General features: G+C 69.2%; 18 protein-coding genes. 9 read left to right on the forward strand and 9 right to left on the reverse strand.

Annotated features, from left to right (window positions below; all coding sequences use genetic code 11):
• The first annotated feature begins 212 nt into the window (after positions 1-212).
• From ACFV9C_RS10945 to ACFV9C_RS10970, 6 genes are all read left to right on the forward strand, one after another.
• Positions 213-1,355: a LacI family DNA-binding transcriptional regulator gene (locus tag ACFV9C_RS10945; RefSeq protein ID WP_380192595.1), complete on the forward strand. Its 1,143-nt coding sequence runs from the start codon at positions 213-215 to the stop codon at positions 1,353-1,355.
• 119 nt (positions 1,356-1,474) lie between these two features.
• Positions 1,475-4,570 (forward strand): endo-1,4-beta-xylanase, encoded by a 3,096-nt coding sequence (locus ACFV9C_RS10950; RefSeq protein ID WP_380192597.1) that lies wholly within the window; start codon positions 1,475-1,477, stop codon positions 4,568-4,570.
• A gap of 18 nt (positions 4,571-4,588) precedes the next feature.
• Entirely contained in the window at positions 4,589-6,064 is a 1,476-nt protein-coding gene (locus tag ACFV9C_RS10955) for an extracellular solute-binding protein (RefSeq protein ID WP_380192599.1), read from the forward strand.
• A complete protein-coding gene (locus tag ACFV9C_RS10960) occupies positions 6,064-6,975 on the forward strand; it encodes a carbohydrate ABC transporter permease (protein WP_380192601.1) in 912 nt (303 codons plus the stop codon). Before ACFV9C_RS10955 ends, ACFV9C_RS10960 begins: the two co-directional genes overlap by 1 nt.
• Positions 6,972-7,799, forward strand: a complete 828-nt coding sequence (locus ACFV9C_RS10965) for a carbohydrate ABC transporter permease (RefSeq protein WP_380192603.1) — start codon at positions 6,972-6,974, stop codon at positions 7,797-7,799. Before ACFV9C_RS10960 ends, ACFV9C_RS10965 begins: the two co-directional genes overlap by 4 nt.
• A 10-nt stretch (positions 7,800-7,809) precedes the next feature.
• Positions 7,810-9,024 carry a Gfo/Idh/MocA family protein gene (locus ACFV9C_RS10970; RefSeq protein ID WP_380192605.1) on the forward strand — a complete coding sequence of 405 codons (1,215 nt, stop codon included), beginning with the start codon at positions 7,810-7,812 and terminating at the stop codon, positions 9,022-9,024.
• Here ACFV9C_RS10970 and ACFV9C_RS10975 read toward each other — a convergent pair whose 3' ends face one another.
• From ACFV9C_RS10975 to ACFV9C_RS11005, 7 genes are all read right to left on the reverse strand, one after another.
• Positions 9,025-10,422 (reverse strand): amidase, encoded by a 1,398-nt coding sequence (locus tag ACFV9C_RS10975; protein WP_380192607.1) that lies wholly within the window; start codon positions 10,420-10,422, stop codon positions 9,025-9,027.
• Between the two features lie 92 nt (positions 10,423-10,514).
• Positions 10,515-11,660, reverse strand: coding sequence for a hypothetical protein (locus ACFV9C_RS10980; RefSeq protein ID WP_380192609.1), 1,146 nt, complete (start codon positions 11,658-11,660; stop codon positions 10,515-10,517).
• 173 nt (positions 11,661-11,833) lie between these two features.
• On the reverse strand, positions 11,834-12,331 hold the full coding sequence (locus ACFV9C_RS10985) for a beta-class carbonic anhydrase (protein ID WP_380192610.1): 498 nt from the start codon (positions 12,329-12,331) through the stop codon (positions 11,834-11,836).
• The gene (locus ACFV9C_RS10990) at positions 12,328-13,257 is read right to left on the reverse strand and encodes a sucrase ferredoxin (RefSeq protein WP_380192611.1); all 930 of its coding nucleotides are present in this window, start codon (positions 13,255-13,257) and stop codon (positions 12,328-12,330) included. The genes ACFV9C_RS10985 and ACFV9C_RS10990 overlap by 4 nt, the downstream gene beginning before the upstream one ends.
• Positions 13,258-13,261: 4 nt before the next feature.
• A complete protein-coding gene (locus ACFV9C_RS10995) occupies positions 13,262-14,923 on the reverse strand; it encodes an MFS transporter (protein ID WP_380192612.1) in 1,662 nt (553 codons plus the stop codon).
• Complete coding sequence (locus tag ACFV9C_RS11000; RefSeq protein WP_380192613.1) at positions 14,920-15,627, reverse strand: LppX_LprAFG lipoprotein; 708 nt, start codon at positions 15,625-15,627, stop codon at positions 14,920-14,922. The genes ACFV9C_RS10995 and ACFV9C_RS11000 overlap by 4 nt, the downstream gene beginning before the upstream one ends.
• Before the next feature lie 5 nt (positions 15,628-15,632).
• Positions 15,633-18,080 carry a DNA topoisomerase (ATP-hydrolyzing) subunit A gene (locus tag ACFV9C_RS11005; protein WP_380192614.1) on the reverse strand — a complete coding sequence of 816 codons (2,448 nt, stop codon included), beginning with the start codon at positions 18,078-18,080 and terminating at the stop codon, positions 15,633-15,635.
• A gap of 185 nt (positions 18,081-18,265) precedes the next feature.
• Here ACFV9C_RS11005 and ACFV9C_RS11010 point away from each other — a divergent pair, with 185 nt between their 5' ends.
• From ACFV9C_RS11010 to ACFV9C_RS11020, 3 genes are read left to right on the forward strand one after another with little or no spacing between them, the layout of a single operon-like run.
• On the forward strand, positions 18,266-18,712 hold the full coding sequence (locus ACFV9C_RS11010; RefSeq protein WP_380192615.1) for a MarR family winged helix-turn-helix transcriptional regulator: 447 nt from the start codon (positions 18,266-18,268) through the stop codon (positions 18,710-18,712).
• Positions 18,709-20,127, forward strand: a complete 1,419-nt coding sequence (locus tag ACFV9C_RS11015; protein WP_380192616.1) for an MFS transporter — start codon at positions 18,709-18,711, stop codon at positions 20,125-20,127. The genes ACFV9C_RS11010 and ACFV9C_RS11015 overlap by 4 nt, the downstream gene beginning before the upstream one ends.
• 23 nt (positions 20,128-20,150) lie before the next feature.
• Positions 20,151-20,444, forward strand: coding sequence for a DUF1330 domain-containing protein (locus tag ACFV9C_RS11020; RefSeq protein WP_380192617.1), 294 nt, complete (start codon positions 20,151-20,153; stop codon positions 20,442-20,444).
• Between the two features lie 6 nt (positions 20,445-20,450).
• Here ACFV9C_RS11020 and ACFV9C_RS11025 read toward each other — a convergent pair whose 3' ends face one another.
• Both ACFV9C_RS11025 and ACFV9C_RS11030 read right to left on the reverse strand, forming a co-directional pair.
• Positions 20,451-22,397 (reverse strand): FtsX-like permease family protein, encoded by a 1,947-nt coding sequence (locus ACFV9C_RS11025; RefSeq protein ID WP_380192618.1) that lies wholly within the window; start codon positions 22,395-22,397, stop codon positions 20,451-20,453.
• The gene (locus ACFV9C_RS11030) at positions 22,394-23,161 is read right to left on the reverse strand and encodes an ABC transporter ATP-binding protein (RefSeq protein WP_380192619.1); all 768 of its coding nucleotides are present in this window, start codon (positions 23,159-23,161) and stop codon (positions 22,394-22,396) included. The genes ACFV9C_RS11025 and ACFV9C_RS11030 overlap by 4 nt, the downstream gene beginning before the upstream one ends.
• Between the last annotated feature and the right edge of the window lie 3 nt (positions 23,162-23,164).

A 23,164-nucleotide genomic window follows, 5' to 3' on the forward strand; every position in this document is an offset into this window, starting at 1 on the left:
GAGGCGGCGGTCACCAGGATGGGCGTGATCCCGGTCTGCGTAGGACCGGTCCAACACGGTGAGCCGATCGTGGCACGGGATCGCCGTACCGCGCAATGGCCTGCTGGGAAACCGTTTGCGCGCCAGGTGTTGACGCCGTACCGGGCCGCTGTTACGTTCCGGTGCACACCCCGTTGGACCAGTCCAACGGATCGAGAGAGAAGGACCTCCGGATGGCGAAGCTGACGATTCGCGACATCGCCGCGCTGTCCGGTGTGTCCAAGTCGACCGTCTCGCTGGTGCTGAACAACAGCCCCAAGGTCGACCCGGCGACCCGGCGGCACGTGCTCGCGGTGATGCGCCGGAACCGGTACGTCCCGAGCTTCGCGGCGACCGCGCTGGCGAAGGGGAGTACCCGGCTGATCGGCATGGTCGTGCCGGGGCTGTCCTGGCACATGGTTGCCTCGATCAACATCGGGGTGGCCGCGGTGACCGAGCGCAGCGGGTTCGACATCATCCTCTACACGGCGACCAACGACCGCGACTACGGGTCGCTGATCGACCGGATCCTCACGTCGAGCATGGTGTCCGGTCTGCTCGTGGTCAGTCACGAGCAACCGCTGGAGCCGCTCGTCCAGCTGCACTCCGAAGGGCTGCCGGTCGTGCTGGTGAACACGATCGACGCCGACGTCGCGCTGCCGTCGGTGACCGCGGACAACTACGACGGCGCACTGACCGCGATGGACCACCTGCTCCAACTGGGGCACGAGCGCATCGCCTGTGTGCAGGGCCGGATGACCTACCGCTGCTGCCAGGACCGCTACCGCGCTTACCTGGACGCGCTCCGGTCGGCCGGCCTGCAGCCTGATCCCGAGCTCACGAAGCCCGGGGACTTCCTGCCCGAGCAGATCCGCGCGCGGTCGCGGGAGCTGTTCGCGCTGCCGGCCGGTCAGCGGCCGACGGCGGTGTTCGCGCACTCGGACGTGACGGCGTACGCGGTGATGACCGCGGCCGCCGAGGCCGGGCTGCGGGTGCCGGAGGACGTGTCCGTGATCGGCTTCGACGACATCGAGTCGGCGGCCCAGATCCGTCCGCCGCTGACCACCATCCAGCAACCGTTCGTCGACATGGGCAAGCGCGCGGCCGAGATGCTGCTCGCCGCGATCGGCCCGGCCGACCCTGACGCCATGCCCGATGCCATGCCCGACGTCACACCCGGTGAGGTGCCGGCTCACGAAGCACCGGCCGCGGAGCTGCCGCGGCTGGTGATGCCGACCAGCCTGATCGTCCGGGCGAGTTGCGGGCCGGCGCCCGTGACCCGGTCCCCGCGCGGAGGTACCTCCAGCAGCAAGGCGCAGACGACTTCCAAGGCCTGATCCCCGCAGGGATCGAGGTCCCGCCCGACCGCCCACGCACCGCAGTACCCCACTCAGGACCCCGGCGTCCGCGCCGGCGGGTCCGCGCTGCCGTGCGCCCTCTGGAAGGAATCCCTCCAGTGATCAGAAAACTGGCCACCGGGGTGACCGTGGCCCTCCTGGCAGCGATCGCGGTGCAGCCCACCGCGCGTGCCGACGTCACCCCGGCCGAGGTGCTCCCGCCCGATGCCGTCGCCAACTTCACCGAGTTCAAGAGCCTGCCGTCCGACGCGACTCAGCAGGTGTCGATTGTCAACAATCCGAACTTCGACAAAGCGCTGCAGATCGCCGTCCCGAACGCCCCGCAGAGCCAGGGCCTCGACGGCGAGTACGAGATCACGCTCGGCGTACCGGCGGCGGCGACCGTCACCGAAGGCGACGCGATGGTCGCCACCGTCTGGGCGCGCGCGATCTCCGCCGGCACCGGCAACGCGCATCTCGTGTTCGAGACCGACGGGTCGCCGTACAAGAAGTCGCTCAACGCCGCCTTGCGCTACGGGAGCGAGTGGCAGAAGTTCCAGTTCCCGTTCCGCGCGGCCACGACGTACACGGCCGGGACCTCGACCGGCGCGCACCTGAACCTCTGGCTCGGGTACGGCGTGCAGACGTTCCAGATCGCCGGCGTCTCCGTGCAGGACTGGGGCCCGGGTACGCCGGTCGGCTACCCGCAGGTCACGTACGACGGCCGCGACCCGAACGCGGCCTGGCGGACGGCGGCGAACGCGCGGATCGACCAGTACCGCAAGGGAAGCCTGAACGTCTCGGTCGTCGACCCGGCGGGCAATCCCGTCACCGGAGCGACCGTGTCCGCGGTGCAGCAGACGAGCGCGTTCAAGTTCGGCGCCGCGTCGGACGGCGCGCATCTGATCGGCGATCCGTCCGGCGGGATCAGCGGGAACGACCTCACGCAGTACCAGACGAAGTACGCGACGCTCTTCAACCAAGGGGCCCTGGGCAACAATCTGAAGTGGAACCACTGGGAGAACCCGGTGGAGCGGGACACGATCACGATGCCCGCGCTGCAGTGGCTGCGCGAGCACGGGGAACGGATCCGCGGGCACAACCTGGTGTGGCCGTCGTGGGGATACCTGCCGCCGGACGTGACCGCGCTGCAGAACGATCCGGCCGCGCTGCGGACGAGGGTCGACAATCACATTGTCGACGAAGCGTCCACGCTGGCCGGGATCGTCGACGAGTGGGACGTCGTCAACGAGCCGTACTCCGAGCACAACCTGCAGGACGTCCTGGGCCCGGACGAGCTGGCGTCCTGGTTCCGGCTCGCGCACCAGGCCGACCCGAACGCGCAACTCGCGCTGAACGACTACGGCCTGGTCGAGAACAACGGCTGGGAGAACCGGCATCGCGACAAGGTCTACGCGATGGTGCAGTCGCTGAAGGCGGCCGGCGCGCCGATCGACGTGGTGGGGTTCGAGAGCCACTTCAACGGTGTCCAGCTGACGTCGCCGGACGACCTGATGTCGATCGTCGACAGTTTCGCCGGGCTCGGCGTGAAGGTGGCGGTGACCGAGTTCGACGTCGACACCGACGATCAGCAGCTGCAGGCGGACTACACCCGCGACTTCATGACCGCGATGTTCTCGAACCCGAACGTCGACCAGATCAGCAACTTCGGCATCTGGACCAAGAACATCTACAACCCGCGGGTGGCGCTGTTCAACGACGACTGGTCGGCGAAGCCGAATGCGCAGATTGTCGACAATCTGATCAACCACCAGTGGCACACGAGCGTCAGCGGGCCGACGACCGCGGCCGGCACGTTCGGGACCCGCGGCTTCCTCGGCGACTACCTGGTGACCGTCACCGTCAACGGGATCTCAAAGCAGGTGAAGGTCGCGATGCCGACGACGGCCGGCGCGTCCGTCCAGGTGATCGCGGACGGGATCTCGACCACCGTCCGCACGACGCAGCCGAACCCGATCGGCGACGGCGACTTCGAGAGCGGCACCCGCGGCTGGACCCCGCTGGGCACCGGCCCGGCCACGGCCGCCAACGCACACAGCGGCCGCACGGCGCTCGCGCTGAGCCCAGGCTCCGGCGTCACCCAGAACCTCACCGGCCTCACGCCCGGCACCAGCTACCTGCTGTCCGGCTGGGGAAGACTCAACGGCGGCGGCACCCAGTGCTACGTCGGCGTCCGCGGTGGAGCGACAGCCGGTACGCCGACCTTCCAGTACGTGCTGTCGTACGCCGACGAACGCGCGTACACGCAGAAGCTGGCCGCCTTCACTCCACCACCTGGTACGACGTGGATGCAGGCGTTCGCGTGGGAGAACCCGAACCCGGTGTCGACGCAGTGCACGCTGGACGACCTGGCGATCACGCCGACCGACGGTACGCCGCCACCAGCACAGGGGCCGCCGGCAACCACGCCGTACCTGCCGACGCCGTCGGTCCTCGGGAACGGGTCGCTCGAGAACCTGTCGAACACGACCGGCTGGTACTGCCTCGGGACGTGCACCTTGAAGAACGCTTCCACGACGCCGCACGCAGGCATCGGCGATCTGTCGGTCACGGGCCGGGCGGAGACGTGGACAGGCCCGGCGCAGGGCGTGTCGGTGGTCAACGGCAGGCTCTACGACTCGTCCGCGTGGGTCAGGACGGCGAGTGGATCCGACACCGCGCTCGTGAGTCTGAAGCTGACCACGTCGACCGGTTCGACCACACTGAGGCTCGGAACGGCGCCAGTCGACAACACAGGTTGGACGCAGCTCTCCGCGTCCAACGTGCAGGTCGCGTGGACCGGGACGCTGACCAAGGCCGAGTGGTGGATCAGTACGTCGACGGGCACCGGCGACCTGCTCGTGGACGACGCGTCGTTCGCGCCGATGGCGAAGTCGGCGCCGTTGTCGACCGGGCCGGCGGAGACCGCGTTCAACCCGGTCCAGCCGACCGCGGCGTGCGTCGTACACAACTCCTTCAACAACACCTACACGGCGTACTTCGGCTACTCCAACGCGAACAACTACTACATCTCGGTCCCGGTCGGTGCTGACAACGCGTTCAGCCCGGGGCCGTCGGACCGCGGCCAGACCGTCTCGTTCCTGCCGTACCAGCGTCCGCGGCGCGTCGCCGTGACGTGGGACGGCAGCCCGCTCACCTGGCGGCTCGGCGCCCTGACCCAGACCGCGTCGTCGGCCACGCCGGCCTGCAGCTAAGTCACTGGAGGAACACTCATGTCATCACGCATCTCACGACGCACACTGCTCGGTGGGGCGTTCGGGCTGGCCGGTGCGGGCGCGCTTGCGGCCTGCTCGTCCGGCAACACTGTCAACGGGGCCAACGGCGCCAAGGCGGCAACCACCATCACCTACTGGGACTGGTACGCCAGCCAGGCCGGTTGGGTCGACAACGAGATCAAGCTGTTCCAGGAAGCACACCCTGGGATCGCGGTCAAGAAGACCACGCAGGTCAGCGACAAGTACGCCGACCTGGTGTCGCTGGCGTACCGCAGCAGCAACGCCCCGGACATCCTGATGATCCCGAAGAGCCCGCAGCTCAGCCAGCAGATCTCGCAGGACTGGCTGCTGCCGCTGGACAAGTGGGCAACAACATCCTGGCAGGGCCGGTTCCCGGAGAACAGCTTCGTCGAAGGCGTCGACGTCTACAGCGGCAAGGTCTACACGGCGCCGTTCGCGGCGCCTGCTCCGTCGCTGCAGCTGTACATCCACCATGGCGTGTTCAAGGACGCCGGGCTGACCAACGCCGACGGCAGTGTGAAGCTGCCGAAGACCTGGGACGACGTCAGCGCCGCGGCGGACGCGATCGCGTCGAAGAGCGGCGGCAAGGTTGCGCCGTTCGGCTTCGGCAACTCGACGAACACGACCCTGGCCTGGTGGCTGGATCTGTTTGTCCGCGGCGCCGGCTCACCGGGCGGCGCAGCCGTCGGCGGCATCGACGGGATGGACTACCGGGTCGGCAAGTGGACCTTCGGCAGCGACCGGAACTACCTGGACGTCATCAACCTGCTGCTGGAGTGGAAGAACAAGAACTGGTTCTACCCGAACTCGATGAGCATCTCGGACGAACAGGCGCGGGCGTTCTTTGAGCGCGGCAGGTTCGGCATGACGGTCGGCGGCGTGTGGAACCAGCCGGAATGGACGCAGCACAAGTTCACGGATTACAGCCTGGTGACACTGCCGACGCCGTCCGCGGGTGATCCGAAGGCGTTGTTCTACGGCCCACCCGGCGGCAAGTTCGTCGCGGTGAACGCGAAGACGCCGCACGCGGACGAGGCGTGGGCGTGGTTCGACTGGCTGTACAGCGTGGACGCCGGCGAACGTTGGGTCGAGCAGGGCCAGGGCCTGTCCGTGTACGCGAAGAACAACGACCCGAAGGCGGTGAAGTTCGCACCGTTCGCGCAGTACGTCGCCATGTCCGGTGCCGCCGTGGTGGGACCGCAGCCGGCGATCCGGAACCCGAAGGTCAGCGCCGTCCAGCTGCCCGCGGTGAAGCCGGACATCAACGACGTACTGGCGGGTGTCTACACCGGGCAGCTCAAGGACCCGCAGGGCGCGTTGAACGAGCTGACCGACAAGATGAACCAGGCGCTGGGCGACGCGATCTCCAAGGCGCCCGGGGTCAGCGCGAAGGACTTCACGTTCCCGGACTGGGATCTGAGCAAGCCTTACACCACCAAGCCGGGCGCCTGATGCGGCGCCGCACCTACCTGTGGTCGTACGTGTACCTGGCACCGATGATGGTGCTGCTGCTGGTCTTCATCGTGTACCCGATCGTCGCGTCGCTCGGGTACACCTTCTACAAGTGGGACGGCATCGGCGACCCGTCGAACTTCGTCGGCCTGGACAACTTCCGGCAGATCCTCCACGACAGCATCTTCTGGCGTTCGCTCGGACACACCTTCGTGTACGCCGCGTTCGTCGTACCGATCCAGCTCGTCCTGGCGCTGGCGTTGGCGCTCGTACTGAACAACAAGCGGCTGCGGTTGGCATCGTTCTACCGGACGCTGTTCTTCCTGCCGGTGGTGACGTCGGCGGCGGTGATCGGTGTGGTGATCCAGCTGCTGGTGTCGAACTTCGGCGACTCGATCAACACGCTGCTGCTGAAGCTGCACCTGATCCACCAGCACATCGACTGGCTGGGGGATCCGCACTTCGCGCTCGCGATCATCATCCTGGTGGGGATCTGGCACACGTTCGGCTACAACCTCGTGTACTTCCTGGCCGGCCTGCAGACGATCCCGGACGAGTTGTACGAGGCGGCCCGGCTGGACGGCGCCGGGCGGTTCGCGATGTTCCGGTACGTCACGATCCCGATGCTGCGCGCGGTCGGCGTGGTGATCGTGATCCTCGCGGTGATCGGCACGTTCCAGATCTTCGACCTGGTGCAGGTGCTCACCAGCGGCGGGCCGTTCTTCGCCACGGAGGTCGTGAACACGTACATCTACCACCTGGCGTTCGGCGGCAGCAACGCGAACGCCGTACAGCCGGATATCGGTCTCGCGTCGGCGGCGTCGTTCGTCTACGGCCTGCTGCTGATCGTGTTCTCGGTGGTCCAAGTCGTCGTACTGCGATCCCTCTCCAGAAGGCGAGGTACGGCATGAGGCGGCGGGGCGTGACCGTGATGACGCACGTGGCGCTGCTGGTCAGCGGGCTGGCGTGGCTGTATCCGCTGTTCTGGGCGCTCGGGAGTTCGCTGAAGAGCGACGACGACTTCTTCTCCGACGGGCTGAACCCGATGCCGTCGCACTTCCTGTGGTCGAACTACCTGACCGCCTGGCAGGAGGCGTCGTTCAGCCGATACTTCATGAACACAATACTGATCACTCTCGGGACCGTGGTGATCACTTTAGTAGTCACCGCGTGCGCGGGATACGTGCTTGCCCGCACCCGGTTCCCGGGGCGTGGGTTCTGCCTCGGGCTGGTGTCCGCCACGCTGTTCCTGCCGCACGGGTACACGATCATCCCGGTGTTCGACCTGATGCAACGGCTGCACCTGCTGAACAGCCTGTGGTCGGTGATCATCGTGCAGGCGTCCGGGGGAGTGGTCTTCGGGACGTTCCTGTTCATGGGCTACTTCATGGCCGTCGACAAGGAACTCGAGGACGCGGCGCAGGTGGACGGCGCGAACTTCCACCAGACGTTCGTCCGGATCATGCTGCCGCTGTCCGGGCCGATGCTCGCGACGGTCGGCCTGTTCACCGCGATCACCGCCTGGAACAGCTTCTTCGTCCCGCTGGTGTTCACGCTCGGCCGGCCCGAGCTGCGCACGCTGGCGATCGGGATGTACGCGTTCATCGGCGAGAACTCGACCGAGTGGACGCTGCTCTGCGCGGGCACCGTGATCACGCTCGCGCCGATCATCCTGCTCTTCGTGCTCTTGCAGCGGTTCTTCGTCAACGGCCTGGCCGGCGCGGTCAAGCAATAGGGGGATCTTCATGCGTACTGCGATCGTGGGCACCGGTCACCGGGCCCAGCTGTTCACCGAGGGCCTCGCCAAACGGGACGCGTACGACGTGGTCGCGCTGTGCGACCCGAACTCGGTCCGGATGGCGTTCCACAACCGCATGCTGCTCGCCGCGGGCCGTCGTACGGCGCACCAATGGCCGCCGGCCCGCTTCGAGGAGATGCTGAAGGTCGAGCGGATCGAGCTCGTCGTGGTGACGAGCGTCGATGCCACGCACGATCACTACATCAACGCAGGCTTGCGGGCCGGGGCGCGGGTGATCTGCGAGAAGCCGATGACGACCGATGCCGTGAAGGCACAGAGCATCCTGGACACGGTCGCGGAGACGGGCGGCTCGCTGTCGGTGGCGTACAACTACCGCTTCAATCCGGTGCATCGCAAGGTCCGTGAGTTGCTGGCGGACGGCGCGATCGGGCGGGTGCACTCGGTGCACTTCGAGTGGATGCTCGACGTGTCGCACGGGGCGGACTACTTCCGGCGCTGGCACCGGGACAAGGCGAACTCGGGCGGGTTGATGGTGCACAAGGCCAGTCATCACTTCGACCTGGTGAACTGGTGGCTCGGCGCGGAACCTGCCCTTGTCTACGCCCGCGGACAGCTGGCGTTCTACGGACCGGACCGCGAGCACGGGTACGCACGGGAATACCAGCGTGCGCACGGATCCGCGGCCGCAGCGGACGACCCGTTCGCGCTGGAGCTGGCCGCGAACGCGACGATGCGCGAGCTGTACCTCGACGCCGAGGCGGAGGACGGGTACTACCGGGACCGGAACGTGTTCGCGCCCGGGGTGTCGATCGAGGACGACATGGCTGTGCTGGTCACCTACGACACCGGCGCAACGATGACGTACCACCTGACGGCGTACGCGCCGTACGAGGGCTATCGGGTGATGTTCAACGGATCGGCCGGGCGACTGGAACTGTATGTCGAAGAGTCGACATTTACCGGCATCACCTTGCGGCCGTTCTGGGCGCCGCCGGTCGACCATACCGTCGACCACGAGCACGAGGGGCACGGCGGCGCGGATCCGCGGGTGCTCGCCGCGTTGCTGGACGACGAGCCGACCGACGGGGCGTCGATCGCGGACGCGCGGCAGGCGGCGCTGGCGCTGGTGACCGGACTGGCAGCCAATCGGTCGTTCGAGACCGGGCTGCCGGTCCGGACCGCCGACATCTTGCGCTGGTGATCAGAGCTTGAGCAGTTCGGCCAGCCTGAGCGGGGTGCGGTCCTCGTACATCGGGCCGATGAGCTGGACTCCGACCGGCAGGCCCTCGGGAGAGCGTCCGACCGGGATGGCCGTCGCGGGCAGGCCGGGCATGGTGGCCACGCCTGCCCAGACGAGCTGGTCAAAGTACGGGTACTCGACGCCGTCGATGTCGAGACGCCGTTCCAGCGGGTTGGGGGTGTGGTCGTGCGGGAACGCCGGCGTCAGCGTGATCGGGCACACCACCGCGTCGAACTCGGCGAAGAACTGCCGCCAGCCGTGGCGGTGGAGTTCGCGGCGGGCGTTCGCCTGCAGCCAGTCGCGGTGGCTGAACTCCATCGCCCGCAGGCGGGTCGCATGGAGACTCTGGTCGTCCGCGTCCAGTCCCGCTCGGAGCTGCTCGATCGATTCGGTGGGGAAGCGCGCCACCGCGCCCGAGATCAGCAACTGCGTGTAGAGCTTGCCGGATTCGGCAAGATCCGGAAGCAGCGGACTGTGCCGTTCGACGCGGGCACCGCCGGCGACGAGTGCGTCCGCGACCCGGTTCACGGCGGCCCGTACGGCGGCTCCGGTAGGGATCAGCGGATGGTCCTCGACGACCAGGACGCGGAACTCCTCGACGCGGTCGTGGCGCGCGGGTGGCAGCTGGTGCGTCAGGCCGAGCTTCAGCGGGTCGGGTCCTGCCATGACGTCGAGCAGGAGGGCCAGGTCGCGGGCGGCCCGGGCCATCGGGCCGACCACCGCGAGGTCGGAGTCGATCGGCAACGCCGGCCCGGGCGGCGGCGCCATGCCGCGGTTGGCCGCGAGCCCGAGCGTCGGCTTGTGCGCGTACACGCCGCAGAAGTGCGCGGGCGTACGCAGCGAGCCGGCGAGGTCGGAGCCGATCGACAGCGCACCGAACCCCGACGCCAGGGCGGCCGCCGATCCGCCGGACGACCCGCCCGACGTACGGCTGTGGTCCCACGGGTTGTTGGTGGTGCCGTAGATCTCGTTGAACGTCTGGATGTCCTGCAACCCCAAGGGGACGTTGGTCTTGCCAAGGATCACGGCGCCGGCAGCCTTCAGCCGTGACACCTGTACGGCGTCCTCGGCCGGCAGGTAATCCCGGTACTGCGGCACCCCCCAGGTCGTGGGCAGCCCGACGACGTCGTACGACTCCTTCACCGTCACCGGTACACCGAGCAGCGGCCGGTCCTCGCCGCGGGCGAGCGCCTGGTCGGCGCGGCGCGCGGCCTCCCGTGCGCGGTCGAAGTCCGGCACACAGATCGCGTTGATCGCCTGGTCGTCGCGCTCGATCCGGGCGATCGCCTGGTCGGTCAGTTCTCCGGAGGTGACTTCACCGGCGCGCAGTGCGGCAACGAGTTCTTCGGCGGTATCCACGGATCGGAAGCTATCCAGGTGCAGGGGAGGGCACCTAACCGATTAATCCTCAAGTCATGGTCAGAATACTGATCAGGTGATCAGAATTCTGATCACAGAGCGGCTTTGAGGATCGCGTGCGCACCCGCGACGATCGCGTCCCGGTTGGCCTCGTACGTCGGGTCCGTGATCTCGGTCTTGTTCGCCAGATCGAAGCTCAGCACCGGGACGTGCATGTGACCGGCCGGCATCGACGGGTCCAGCAGGTCGCGCTGCAGAGTGTTGCGGTAGGCAACTTCATTCGACAGGTACCCGCCGCCCGTGCCCTCGGACGCGATCGATCCGGCCGTGGGACCGTCGGGCCGCCGTACGGGCGTGGTCTGACCGGCCGGGATCTCCAGGACGGACGTGTTCACGCGGGTCCGGAACGGCCCGACGTCGGCCTGCGCCATCCGCGCCAGCGGCAGGCTGGAGGTGATCCACTCCGGACCGGCCGGCATGCTGGGGGAGACCACCGGGGCGCTGATCGTCCCGCCGCCCCACACGTTGTTGTTGTCGCCGATCGAGCTGACCGAACGCCGCCGCCCGTTGAACACCTCGAGATCGAAGATCCCGGCCCGCCCCTGGCTCGCGGTCATCACCAGGTCGGCATGCTGTGGACCTGGCCGGTAGTGCGGCGCGAGCGTGTTCTCGACCATGTTCTGGTCGAAGTCCGCGTAGCGCACCGGGAACACCACGGTCTGGATCTCGTACGTCGTGCCGTTGACCTTCCAGCGCTGTCCGTCGAGCGTGAGGGCGTTCGCCCCGGACGGGTTGCCGATCCGGATGTCGGCGTCCAGCGTGAACGGGTCGAACCCGGTGACCAGGATCTTCCGTACGCCAGGCGTGAAGCGGGTGCTGGTGATCCCGCGGGAGGCGTACTCGAAGGAGCGCAGCAGCTCGGCGCGTTCCGCCGTACCGATCCCGAAGTCGGGCCGCCACTGGCGAAGGGTGAGCGCCATCGAGATCCGCGCCCAGTACAGCCCGCGGTCGTCGGTCGCCGGGAGAGCGTCGGCTCCATCCGGCGCATGCTGCGCCCGGTACGTCGCCGCCCGCCACAACGCCTCGCCCTGCGTCCGCACCAACGCGGAGGCCGCCTGCCGGTTCGGCACCCGGCACAGCAACTGCCCGAACGCCGCCACCTGCCGATCGAACCCCGACCGCCGCAGAATCTCCGCGGGTACCGGACCGAGCCGCTGCTCCTCGACGCTCCCGACCACCGAGCGATCCAGACACCCGGTAACCGGCCCACCCCGGAACACCGCCGCCGCATCTGGCACCGCCTGCGCGACAGGCACACCGGACAACACGGCCGTCAACGCCAACGCACCGGCAACCAACGAACGATGAAATGAGCTGGGGCGGAGTCTCATAAGAGGCTGTCTATCAGAATTCAGTCGATCTGGGTGAGTTTGCCGGTGTCGACGTCGTACATGAAGCCGCCGACGAGGATGTCTTCGCCGATCAGGGGGTGTTCGCGGACGGCGGCGACGTCGCGGCGGAGGGCTTCCTGCTGGTCGGGGATGACGGAGATGGGGAGGTAGCCGGCGGGTTTGCCGGCGGCCTGTTCGACCTTGGCGCGGAGGGCGTCCTCGGACATCGCGGCCATCGCGCAGCGGGTGTGCGGGACGATCATGATCCGGCGGACGCCGAGGAGCTGGACGCCGAGGACCAGGCCGGTCATCGTCATCTCGGTGACGCGGCCGCCGGCGGAGCGGAGCACCTTGGCGTCGCCGGCCTTCAGGCCGAGCATCTCCAGCGGCGGGATCCGGGAGTCCATGCAGGTGACCAGGCCGATGCCGGCGTGGGCGATGCCGTCGAACCCGCCGTAGTGGAAGTCGGCGGCGTACTCCGCGTTGGCCGCGAGCAGGTCGTCGAAGCCGCCGCTCATCGGACTGCTCCGGGGACTGGGGTACCGGCTTGCAGGATCGACATGGCGAACGGTTCCTTTCCGCAGGAGTCCGGGCGAGGTGGATCGGCCGGTGCACTGCTGACCGGCACGATCCACGATCGGCCGTCGGCGTGCTGGACAGTCACAGTGCCGGCAGCCTCGCCGGCCACCTGCAACGCATCGAGCGCGAGCTCGCCGATGAGCTCACGGACGGCGACTTCGGCCACCTGACCGCGCTTGGTCCAGGTGGACCGGCCGCGCAGCCCGGTGAGCACTGTCTCACCGCGGTCGGCGGCGTCGAGGACCTCCACCGCCGCGTCCACGGTGAGGTGCCCGTGCATGGTCCCGGCCGGCAGGTACGTCGCGGTCGGCGCGAACCGGTGACCGCCGAGATGGTTGGCCTCCCACACGCGACCAGGCAACCGTTCGGCGAGTCCGGACACGAGCGGGCGCCCGAGCAGCGCGCAGCACTCGTCGCGCTTGCCGTTCGTACACACGAGCACGATCGGATCGTCGACCGTCGTCAGGCCGGGCAGCGACGCGGCCACCGCCGTACGGTCGCCGCGGGCCACCGCGTCGAGGTCGAGCGTGTTCAGGTCGGCGGGATCCGCGACCCGGCTGCCGAGCAGCCAGGTACGGCCGGGCCTGGTGGACGCGACGAAGACCTGGTGCGACCGCTCGACGGCGTCCGCGTGCCGGCCGGGGGAGCGGATCAACCCGAACCGTACGTCGGCCTTCTTGCACCGGTCGTCGAACGATCCGCCGAACGCCGGGTCCAGGTGACTCTGCGTCGGCGCCTTCGCACCCCACGGGCCCGGTTGCTCGACGACGACCCAGCCGGCCGCGACAACCGCCGTACCGGCCAATGGCTCCTGGAGCACCCGACAGAACGTCGAGCACAGGCCGGAGACTGGTGCGGGGCTCACAGCATCACACGGTACGCGACTCGCGCGCACCACGGCGCCCGAGGACCACTATGCCGACACCCGCGGCCAGGAACGCGCACACCGCGGCCCCGGCGAAGATCGCGTGAACTTGTGAAACGGCGGCGTCCAGGAGCGCGTCGACGTACGGACGGCAGTTGGCGGGTGACGACGGGCACAGCTCGTTCGGCGATTTGATGCCGTCGGCAATCGTGTAGTACCGGCGCAGGCCGATCGCGGTGAGCGCGGAGACGCCGACCAGCATCCCGACCATTCGCGCGACGACCACGAGCGCGCTGACCAGCCCGTGGCTGTCACCCGGCGTCGCGCCCAGCATCGCGGTGTTGACCGGCGACAACGCGAGTCCGAACCCGAACCCGCACACGAGCAGTACGACGGTCGCGGGCCAGTGGTCGAGCGCCGTACGGCTCCAGAACGCCATCACCGTGAACATCGCCCCGGACACGCCCAGCCCGGCGCCGGTGATGAGCCCGAGCCCGTACCGCCGGGTCAGCCACCCGCCGACGACCGCACCGACCGGCAGCGCGATCAGGAACCGCAGCAGCACCAGCGCCGCCGCCAACTGACCGCCGCCCTGCGTCGCGCGCGCAAACACCGGTACGTCGACCAGCGCCGCGATCAGCGCGCACCCGATCAGGAAACTGACCACCAACGAGCCCCACGCCGCCCGCGCACCGAGCAGACCACGCGGAACGATCGCCGCCGACGTCCGCCGCTGCCAGAACGCGAACGCCACCGCGAAGACCGCGGCCGCGACCAGCAACCACGGCCCGGCCGGCGACATCAACTGCTTCTCCGGATCGGCTGTCGCGAAGGCAAGCACGACTCCCGCCAACGCCAGCGCCAGCAGCAGGGCTCCGACGAGGTCGACCTGCGACAGCACATTCCAGCGGGCGCGCCGCAGCATCAACGCCAGCCAAACCAACGCCAGCAGCAACGTGACGGCACCGATCGGCGTCAGCAACCGCGACGTACCGGTGAAAGGCACGAACGGCAGCCCGAGCGTGACTCCCGTCGCAAGCGCCCGCGGTGCCGTCAACGTGAGCCCGAGCGCGACGCACGCGAGCACGCCGACGACGGCCGACGGGGGAGGCCACCGCCGCCCGCGGAGCAGCAGCGCGAGCACGACCGCGACGGCGAGGTTCAGCCAGAAGATGTACCGCCAGTCGGCCACCGCGAGTACGGCGGCACCCAGCAGCGGCCCGAGAACGGACCCCAGCTCCTGCACCGCGCCAACAACGCCCAACGGCAGCCCGCGCCGCTCAGTAGGCCACAGATCCGCGACCAACGCCAACGTGGCAGGCACCAACCCGCCACCGCCGACACCTTGGAGAAACCGACCGGTTACCACCAGCGGCAGGTCATACGCACCCGCCGTCACCAACGACCCGACCGCGAACAGCAGCAGGGCTCCGACGAGCACCGGAGTACGCCCGACAACGTCCGCGATCCGGCCGATCAACGGAAGCACGGCGATGTAGCCGAGCAGGAACCCCGAGATGATCGGCGCCGCCCGCTGCAGCTGATCAGCCGACAGCCCGACCCCGGTCATCATGTCCGGCAGTGCGAGGACGACGACGTACGTGTCCGCCGCGGCGAACGCGACCGCGACGGACGCCAGCGTCAGCTGGGTGCGGGGCCGCGTCACGGCTTGGTGATCTCGACCTTCTCGCCGTACTTGTCCAAGGTGACGTCGTAGCTGCTGGTCGCGCCGGCGTAGAACGGCCCGGTGATGGTCGCGGAGACCAGTTGCTGCGAGGACTTGTCGATCTTGAACGAGCTCGGGAAGTCCTGGTCCGCGGGCGCCTTCGGGAAGATGCCCTGCAGCGACTTGCCCTGGACGGATCCGGTGACCTCGGTCAGCACCTTCGCGCCGTCCCGCGTCTGGCCCTTCACCTTCGGGTCCTTCAGCGTCGGCAGCACCGAGGTGAGGCCCTTGGCCGGATCGAGCAGGACGGCCGGGTCGGGGGCGCCGAGACCGGCCAGCTGGCTCGGAGACAGCTCGACGAAAGTCGGCGCGAACGACACCTTCGCGTACACCTTGCTGCCGACCGCGACCACCTCGGCGTCGAGGCTCGTGCCGTTCGTCTTGACGGTCAGCTTGCCCTTGAACGCCGGCGCGTGCGTGGCGACGCCGTCGCCGCTGGCCAGCGCCTGCGCGTCGGCCGGCAGGTCACGCCCGGTCAGCACGATGTGCACGCTGGCCGCGTCGTCGATCTGCTTCTTCGCGCCGGTCAGCAGCGCGACCGCGTCGTCCCCGCCGCCGCTGCTTCCGCCGCCGGTGTCCTTCTTCCCGCTGCAGCCCGTCAGTGCGAGGGCGACGACGGCGCACAGCGCGAGCACTCTCTTCACGGACGTCAGCCTGCCAGATCGGAAGCGCACGCGGCGATCGGCTGCGCCACCGGGATGCCGGAGCCGTCGCGCCGCGGGTCGACGGGCGGGAGCTCGACCGGCGCGCCGCTGTTCGCGCTGGCCTTCACCGGCGCGACCCCGACGTACCCGAGCAGCAGGCCGTCCTCGCCCTTGAGCAGCCGCTGGCAGCGGACACCGCCGGTCCCGCGCCCCTTGCCCGGGTACTCGCTGAACGGCGTGACCTTCACCGCGCCGACCTCGGTACCGGGCAGCGCCGACGACGAGCCAGCGATCGTGACGACCTGCGCGTCCCGGGCGGTGTCCACGGCGCCGAAGAAGACCACCTTCGCCTTGGCGGCCAGCCGGACGCCGGCCATACCGCCCGCGGTCCGGCCCTGCGGGCGTACGGCGGACGCCGGGAAGTGCAGGAGCTGCGCGTCGGACGTGATGAAGCACAGCTCCTCGTCGCCGGTGGCCAGCTCGACCGCGCCGATCACCTCGTCGCCGTCCTTCAGGCTGACGATCTCCCACGCGTCCCGGTTGCTCAGGTGATCCGGTACGACGCGCTTCACCACGCCGCTCGACGTACCGAGCGCGACACCGACCGACTCGGGGTCCATCGTGGTCAGCGCGAGCGCCTTCTCACCCGGGTCCAGCGACACGAACTCGGCGACCGGCGCGCCACCCTGCAGGTTCGGCGCGTTCGCGGTGGTCGGTACGGCGGGCAGGTCGAGCGACTCGAGCCGGATCAGCCGGCCCAGGCTCGTGATCAGGCCGTACTGCCCGCGGGCGGTGCTCCTGATCACCGACACGATCGCGTCGTGCTTGGCCCGCGACTCGGTCGGGCCGAACGGCTCGACGCCGTCGATCCGCGCCAGCAGCCCGGTCGAGCTCATCAGGATCCAGCACGGGTCGTCGCTGACCTCGAGCGGCACGGCGGCCGTCTTGGTCGCGCCGGACGACTCCAGCAGCACCGTGCGGCGCGGCGTACCGTACGTCTTCGCGACCTCGGCGAGCTCGTCGGAGACCGTCCTGCGGAGCAGCGCCGGGTCGTCGATGATCGCGGTCAGCGCCTCGATCTCGCGCTCCAGCTCGCCCTTCTCGGACTCCAGCTCGAGCTTCGAGAACTTCGTCAGCCGGCGCAGCGGCATGTCCAGGATGTAGTTCGCCTGGACCTCGGACAGCTCGTAGATCTCGATCAGCCGGGACCGCGCCGCGGCCGAGTCGTCGCTGCTCCGGATCACCTGGATGACCTCGTCGATGTCCAGGATCGCGATCAGCAGGCCGTCGACGATGTGCAGCCGGTCCTGCGCCTTCTTCCGGCGGAACTCGCTGCGCCGGCGGACCACGGCGTACCGGTGGTCGAGGTAGACCTCGAGGAGGGGCTTCAGGCCGAGCGTCCGCGGCTGGCCCTCGACCAGGCAGACGTTGTTGACGTGGAACGCGTCCTCGAGCGGGGTCAGCTTGTAGAGCTGCTCGAGCAAGGCCTCCGGGACGAACCCGTTCTTCACCTCGATGACGAGTTGGGTGCCGTGCGTGCGGTCGGTCAGGTCCTTGACGTCCGCGATGCCCTGGAGCTTCTTGTTCTGCACCAGGGTCTTGATCTTCTCGATCACCTTCTCCGGGCCGACCGAGTACGGCAGTTCGGTGACCACGATGCCCTTGCGGCGCGGGGTGACGTTCTCGATCCGGGCGGTGGCGCGCATCTTGAAGCTGCCGCGGCCGGTCGCGTACGCGTCCTTGATGCCGTCCAGGCCGACGATCTTGCCGCCGGTCGGCAGGTCCGGGCCCGGGACGAACCGCATCAGGTCGTCGAGGTCGGCGTCCGGCTTCTTGACCAGGTGCCGCAGCGCCTGGATCACCTCGACCAGGTTGTGCGGGGCCATGTTGGTGGCCATCCCGACCGCGATGCCGGCGGCGCCGTTGACCAGCAGGTTCGGGAACGCGGCCGGCAGGACGGCGGGCTCCTCCTCCTGGCCGTCGTAGTTCGCCTTGAAGTCGACGACGTTCTCGTCCAGCCCGTTCGTCATCGCCATCGCCGACGGCGCCATCCGGCACTCGGTGTAACGCATCGCCGCCGGACCGTCGTCCAGAGATCCGAAGTTGCCGTGGCCGTCGATCAGGGGGACCCGCATGGACCAGGGCTGGGCGGTCCGGACCAGGGCGTCGTAGATCGCGCCGTCACCGTGCGGGTGGTACTTACCCATCACTTCACCGACGACGCGGGCCGACTTCACGTGGCCGCGGTCCGGGCGGATGTTGTTCTCCGCCATCGAGAACAGGATCCGCCGCTGGACCGGTTTCAGTCCGTCCCGGGCGTCCGGCAGCGCCCGGGAGTAGATCACCGAGTAGGCGTACTCCAGGTAGCTGGTGCGCATCTCGTCGGAGACGTCGACATCGAGGATGTGCTCCTCGAAGTCCTCGGGTTCGGCGGTGCTGGTACGGCGTGCCATACGGGTCTACGAACTCCTCGATCAAGTGGTACCGGCGCCGCGACGGGGTTGGCGCCGTACCTATTCTCGCTGCTGAACCATTGTTTCCCGGCCCACGACACAGCCGGGACCAGAGCGGACACTACCTCGCACCGCCGACAAGTCAGCTCCATAAACTGTGAATATAAATGTGTTATGTTTCTGGCATGACCACTCCTGGCGCGTCCGCCGCCATCGGGGCAGCCCTCTACGGCCTGGCCACCAGGGCCACGAGACGCCTGCCGCGGGACATGAGCCTGACCTCCGCCGCCACTCTGGCCACCCTGGACCGGACCGGCCCACGACGCATCACCGATCTGGCCGCGGTCGAGGGCGTCACCCAGCCCGCGATGACCGCGCTGGTCCGGGTGATGGAGGAGTCCGGCCTGGTCGAGCGGCGGGGCGACGCGTCCGACAGGCGGATCACGCTCGTGTGCCTGACCGAGTCCGGAGCCTCCTACGTCCGGACGCGGCGCGCGGCGGGCGTCCAGGCGTTCGAGCGTTTGATCGGCGAGCTCACCGGCGACGAGGTCAATGCGCTGGTAGCGGCGCTTCCGGCGCTGGATCACCTGGCAGAGCTCGAAAGCCAGGACCGCGAAGGACCGAAGCAGTGACGGCCGGCGAAGTGAAGGCGGTCCCGGTGGCGCGTTCCGAGGCGCGACTGCTGGTCCCCGCATTGATGTTCATCGCTCTGGTCGTGGCCGCGGTCGCCAGCCTCGGGACGCCGCTCATCACCAGCGTGGCGACGTCGTTCCACGTCTCGCTCGGCAGCGCGCAGTGGACGCTGACTGTCGCGCTGCTCAGCGGTGCCGTCGCCACGCCGGTCCTGGGCCGGCTCGGCGCCGGGCCGCACCGGCGGGCCACGATCCTCGCCACGCTGGCGGTGGTCGTCGCCGGGAGTGCGCTGACCGTGCTGCCGCTGCCGTTCGCGTGGCTGCTGGCCGGCAGGGCGGCCCAGGGCGTCGGGCTCGGGCTGACGGCGCTGATGATTGGCGTTGCCAGGGACCACCTCCCCGAGCAGCGCGGCGCGGCCGTGATCGCCCTGATCTCGGTGGTCTCGATCATCGGGGCCGGCGTCGGCTACCCGTTGGCCGCACTGCTCGCCGAGTTCGGTGGAGTGCGGGCCGCCTACGGCCTCGGTCTGGTCGTCACCGCCGCCGCCCTCCTGACCGCGTGGCGGTCGGTGCCCGCAGCCCCCGAAGGCCGCTCCGCCCACGTGGACGTGGCAGGCGCGATCGTTCTGGCCGCTGCGCTGGTCCTGGTGCTGTTCCTCGCCGGCGAGCGGACTCTGTGGAGCCGGCACTTCTCCGTGGCGGCGGGCCTCGCCGTCCTCGCGGTGGTGCTGCTCTGCGTCTGGGCCGTCATCGAGCTGCGCAGTACGACGCCCCTGGTCGATGTGCGGGCGGTGCGGCATCCGGCCGTCGCCGGGGCGAACGTCGCCATGTTCGTCGCCGGGATCGGCATGTACCTCCTGCTCACGCTCATCACCCGGTACGCGCAGACGCCGCACGGCGCGGGGTACGGCTTCGGGCTGACGACCTTCGTCGCCGGGCTGGTCCTCATCCCGTTCTCGGTGCTGGGGTTCGTCGCCGGCAAGCTCACGCCGCGGGTCCGGGCACGGATCGCGGACCCGCTGCTCCTGGCCGGCAGCGCCGTCGTGGTCGGCGGCGGGTTCGTCCTGTTCGCGGTGGCCCGGTCGAACCTTGCCGAACTGTTCGTGGCGATGGGCGTGCTCGGCTTCGGCGCCGGCGGCTTCTCGGCCGCGATGCCCGGCGTCATCCTGGCCGTCACACACAAGAGCGAGACGTCGAGCGCGATGAGCTTCAACTACGTCGTCCGCAGCGTCGGGTACTCCCTGGGCAGCGCCATCGGTGGCCTGATCCTCGCCGCTGGCACCCGCCCCGGCCGGCTCTTCCCCGACGGCAGCGCATACACCACCGCGGCGCTGGTCGGCATCGGCGCGATGGCGATCGCGACGCTGACCAGCCTTGCTCTGGCCCGCCGGCGCCCGTCAGAGACCAACCTTTAAGTCATTCCACCATTGGAGGTTCCATGCCCAAGGGCTACTGGGTCAGCGTCTACCGCACCATTTCGGACCCTGAGAAGCTGGATGCTTACAACCAGCTGGCCGGTCCGGCCGTTCAGGCCGCGGGCGGGCGGACCTTCGTCCGTGGCGGCCGGGTCGCCGCGTACGACGGCGGGATCGCCGAGCGCACCGTCCTGGTCGAGTTCGACAGCTTCGAGCAGGCCGTCGCGGCGCGCGAGAGTACGGCGTACCAGGAGGCGCTGGCCGCCCTCGCCGACGGCGTCGAGCGTGAGTTCCGCATCGTCGAGGGCATCGACTGACCGGGGTCAGTCGGCCTGGTGGACGACCAGGTCCCGGCCTACCGAGCGTAAGAGGTAGGCGGCCGGGGCCAACGCGGAACCTACGGCCAGGACCAGGCAGAGGGCGGCAATCGGAGCAAGGATGTTCCACGGGATGGTCATGGGTACGTCGGTGAGCCCGGACGTCATCGCGTGGCGGATCAGGATCCCGACCGTGAGGGTGGTCGCGCCGCCGAGGGTGAGCGCTACCGCGCCGACCAGGGAGGACTCCCAGAGGACCATGCGTTGGAGTTGCCGGTCGGTGGCACCTAGGAGGCGGGACGTGACGAACTCGTTCCGCCGTTGCAGGCTGCTCATCAGCAGCGTGTTGGCGATCGCGATCGCGCTGTAGAGCGCCGCCGGGCCGAGGAGCATGACCAGGCCGAGCTGGTTGCCCTTGCGGAGGCCCTCCGACTGGGACGCCTCCCAGTCGGACGCCAGCTGCGCGTTCGGGATGCGGCGTACCAGTTCATCGGGCGAGACGCCGTCCGCGGGGATGACGAAGGTGCGCTCGACCTTCGCAGCGGGCGCGTGTGCGCGGGCGACGTCCAGCGGGATCATGAACGACGGGTTGACGCCGAACGCGTCCTTCACGATCGCGACCACCCGCAGCTTGGCCGGCGTACGGTCGAGGAACACGACCGGGATCTCGTCGCCGACCCGGTAGTGCTCGAACCTGGCCATCTCCTTGCTGACGGCAACCGTCTGCCCGGTCAGGTCGCGGAGGTCCCCATCGAGTACGCCGAGATCCCGGGTCTGCGCGGCCACCGCCGGATCGATCCCCTCGATGCCTTCCAGCTGCGCGTACTCCTCCGCGATCCGTACCATCTCGGTCGGTAAGGCAGCATCCACCGCCTTGACTCCCGGATCCGCGACAGGTGCGGACCCGGTGACCACAACCGGCGCCCGGACGGTGTCACGGATCGCGGCCACGGAGCTGTCGGCCGCAAAGCTCAGGCTGAGCACCATCGAGCCGGCAATGGCGGAGATCGCGAGGATCGGCGCGGCGAGCGAAGCGCTGCGGCGTGGCGCCGCGACCACGTTGCTCCGGGCCAACCGGCCCGACACGTGGGTCCAGGCGACCAGCGGCGCCGCCCACAGCCGCCCGATCACGGGGACGACGAGCGGCGCGAGCAGGGTCAGCGCGAGCACCATCACCATCGGCGTGAACATCGCCAGCGGTACGGCGCCGTCGCCGGACGACGGCCGGATCAGCGACAGCATCACGATCGCCCCGGCCAGGAACAGCAGCCCGAACCCGATCCGCACCGGCCCGATCCGCGGTGGCTCCAGCGAGGCCTCCCGCAGTGCGTCGATCGGCGCCACCTTCCCCGCCCGGCGAGCGGCCGAGCGAGCGCCGAGCAGCGCCACCAGCATCCCCGCGCCGACCGCGATCGCCAGCGGTACCCACGGCGACGCCGGCTCGAGCTTCACCGGTGCGAGTTCGGTGTACGACGCCTTGCGCAGCAGCAAAGGTGTCGCCAGCTGGGCACCGATCGCCCCGGTCACCGAGGCGGCGAACGCGACCACCAGCGCCTCACCGATGATCATCCGCCGAAGCTGCCGCGGCGTCGCCCCGATCAGCCGCAGCAGCCCGAGTTCCCGGCGCCGCGACGCCACCGCGAACGCGAACGTGCTGGCGATCACGAACACCGTGATGAACCCGCAGATCGCCCCGACCATGCTCAGCACCGTCTGCAACCCGGACACGTCAGCGTTCGCGAGCGCGACCCGCACGTGCTGTGGCGGCGTGTCCCGCCCGCCCAGCGTCGTCACAGCGATCGTCGCGGACGCGGGCAGGTGGTACGCGATGGTGGCGGCCGTCGTCGTCGCGGCCAGCCCGAGCATGAACACCCCGACCGCGAGCGCGACGAACGATCCGGCGTACAAGGACCGATGCCGTCCGACGGTCTGCCGGCTGAGCTGGAACATCATCGCTCCAGCTCGCTCATCGCGGCCGCGATCCGGGCCGGCGTCGCGCGATCGAGATGGCCGGCAAGGAGACCGTCGTTCAGGAACAGCACCCGCTCGGCGTACGCCGCCGCGACCGGGTCGTGGGTGACCATCACCACGGTCTGCCCCGCACGGTCGGTTGCCTCCCGCAACAGCCCGAGGACCTGCCGGCTCGTGCCGCTGTCGAGCGCGCCGGTCGGCTCGTCGGCGAAGAACACCGACGGCTGGGTGATCAGTGCCCGCGCGATCGCCACCCGCTGCTGCTGCCCGCCGGACAGCTCGGCCGGTCTCCGCTTGGCCTTCCCGTCGAGGCCGACCTGGTCGAGCACCCGCAGTACGTCGTTGCGCGCCGGGCGGCGACCGGTGAGCCGTAGAGGGAGCGCGACGTTGTCGTACACGCTCAACGACGGCAGCAGGTTGTACGCCTGGAACACGAACCCCATCTCGGACCGCCGCAGCTTGGTCAGCTGTACTTCGTTGAGTCCCTGCAGCGGGACACCGTTCAGCACGACGTTCCCGGTGGTCGGCTGGTCGAGCCCGGCGGCGCACTGCAGCAGGGTCGACTTCCCGGAGCCGGACGGACCCATCACGGCGGTGAACGAGCCGCGCGCGAAGTGATACGTGACACCTCGCAGCGCGTCGACCGCGCCGGCCTTGGAACGGTACGTCTTGGTGATGCCGTCCAGCAGCAGGGCGGGCGGCGCGATCGGTGCGACGGAGGGGTACGTCGGCGCGGTAGCGGTCATGCT

This window comes from Kribbella sp. NPDC059898 (genome assembly GCF_042730855.1).
Taxonomy (GTDB): Bacteria; Actinomycetota; Actinomycetes; order Propionibacteriales; family Kribbellaceae; genus Kribbella.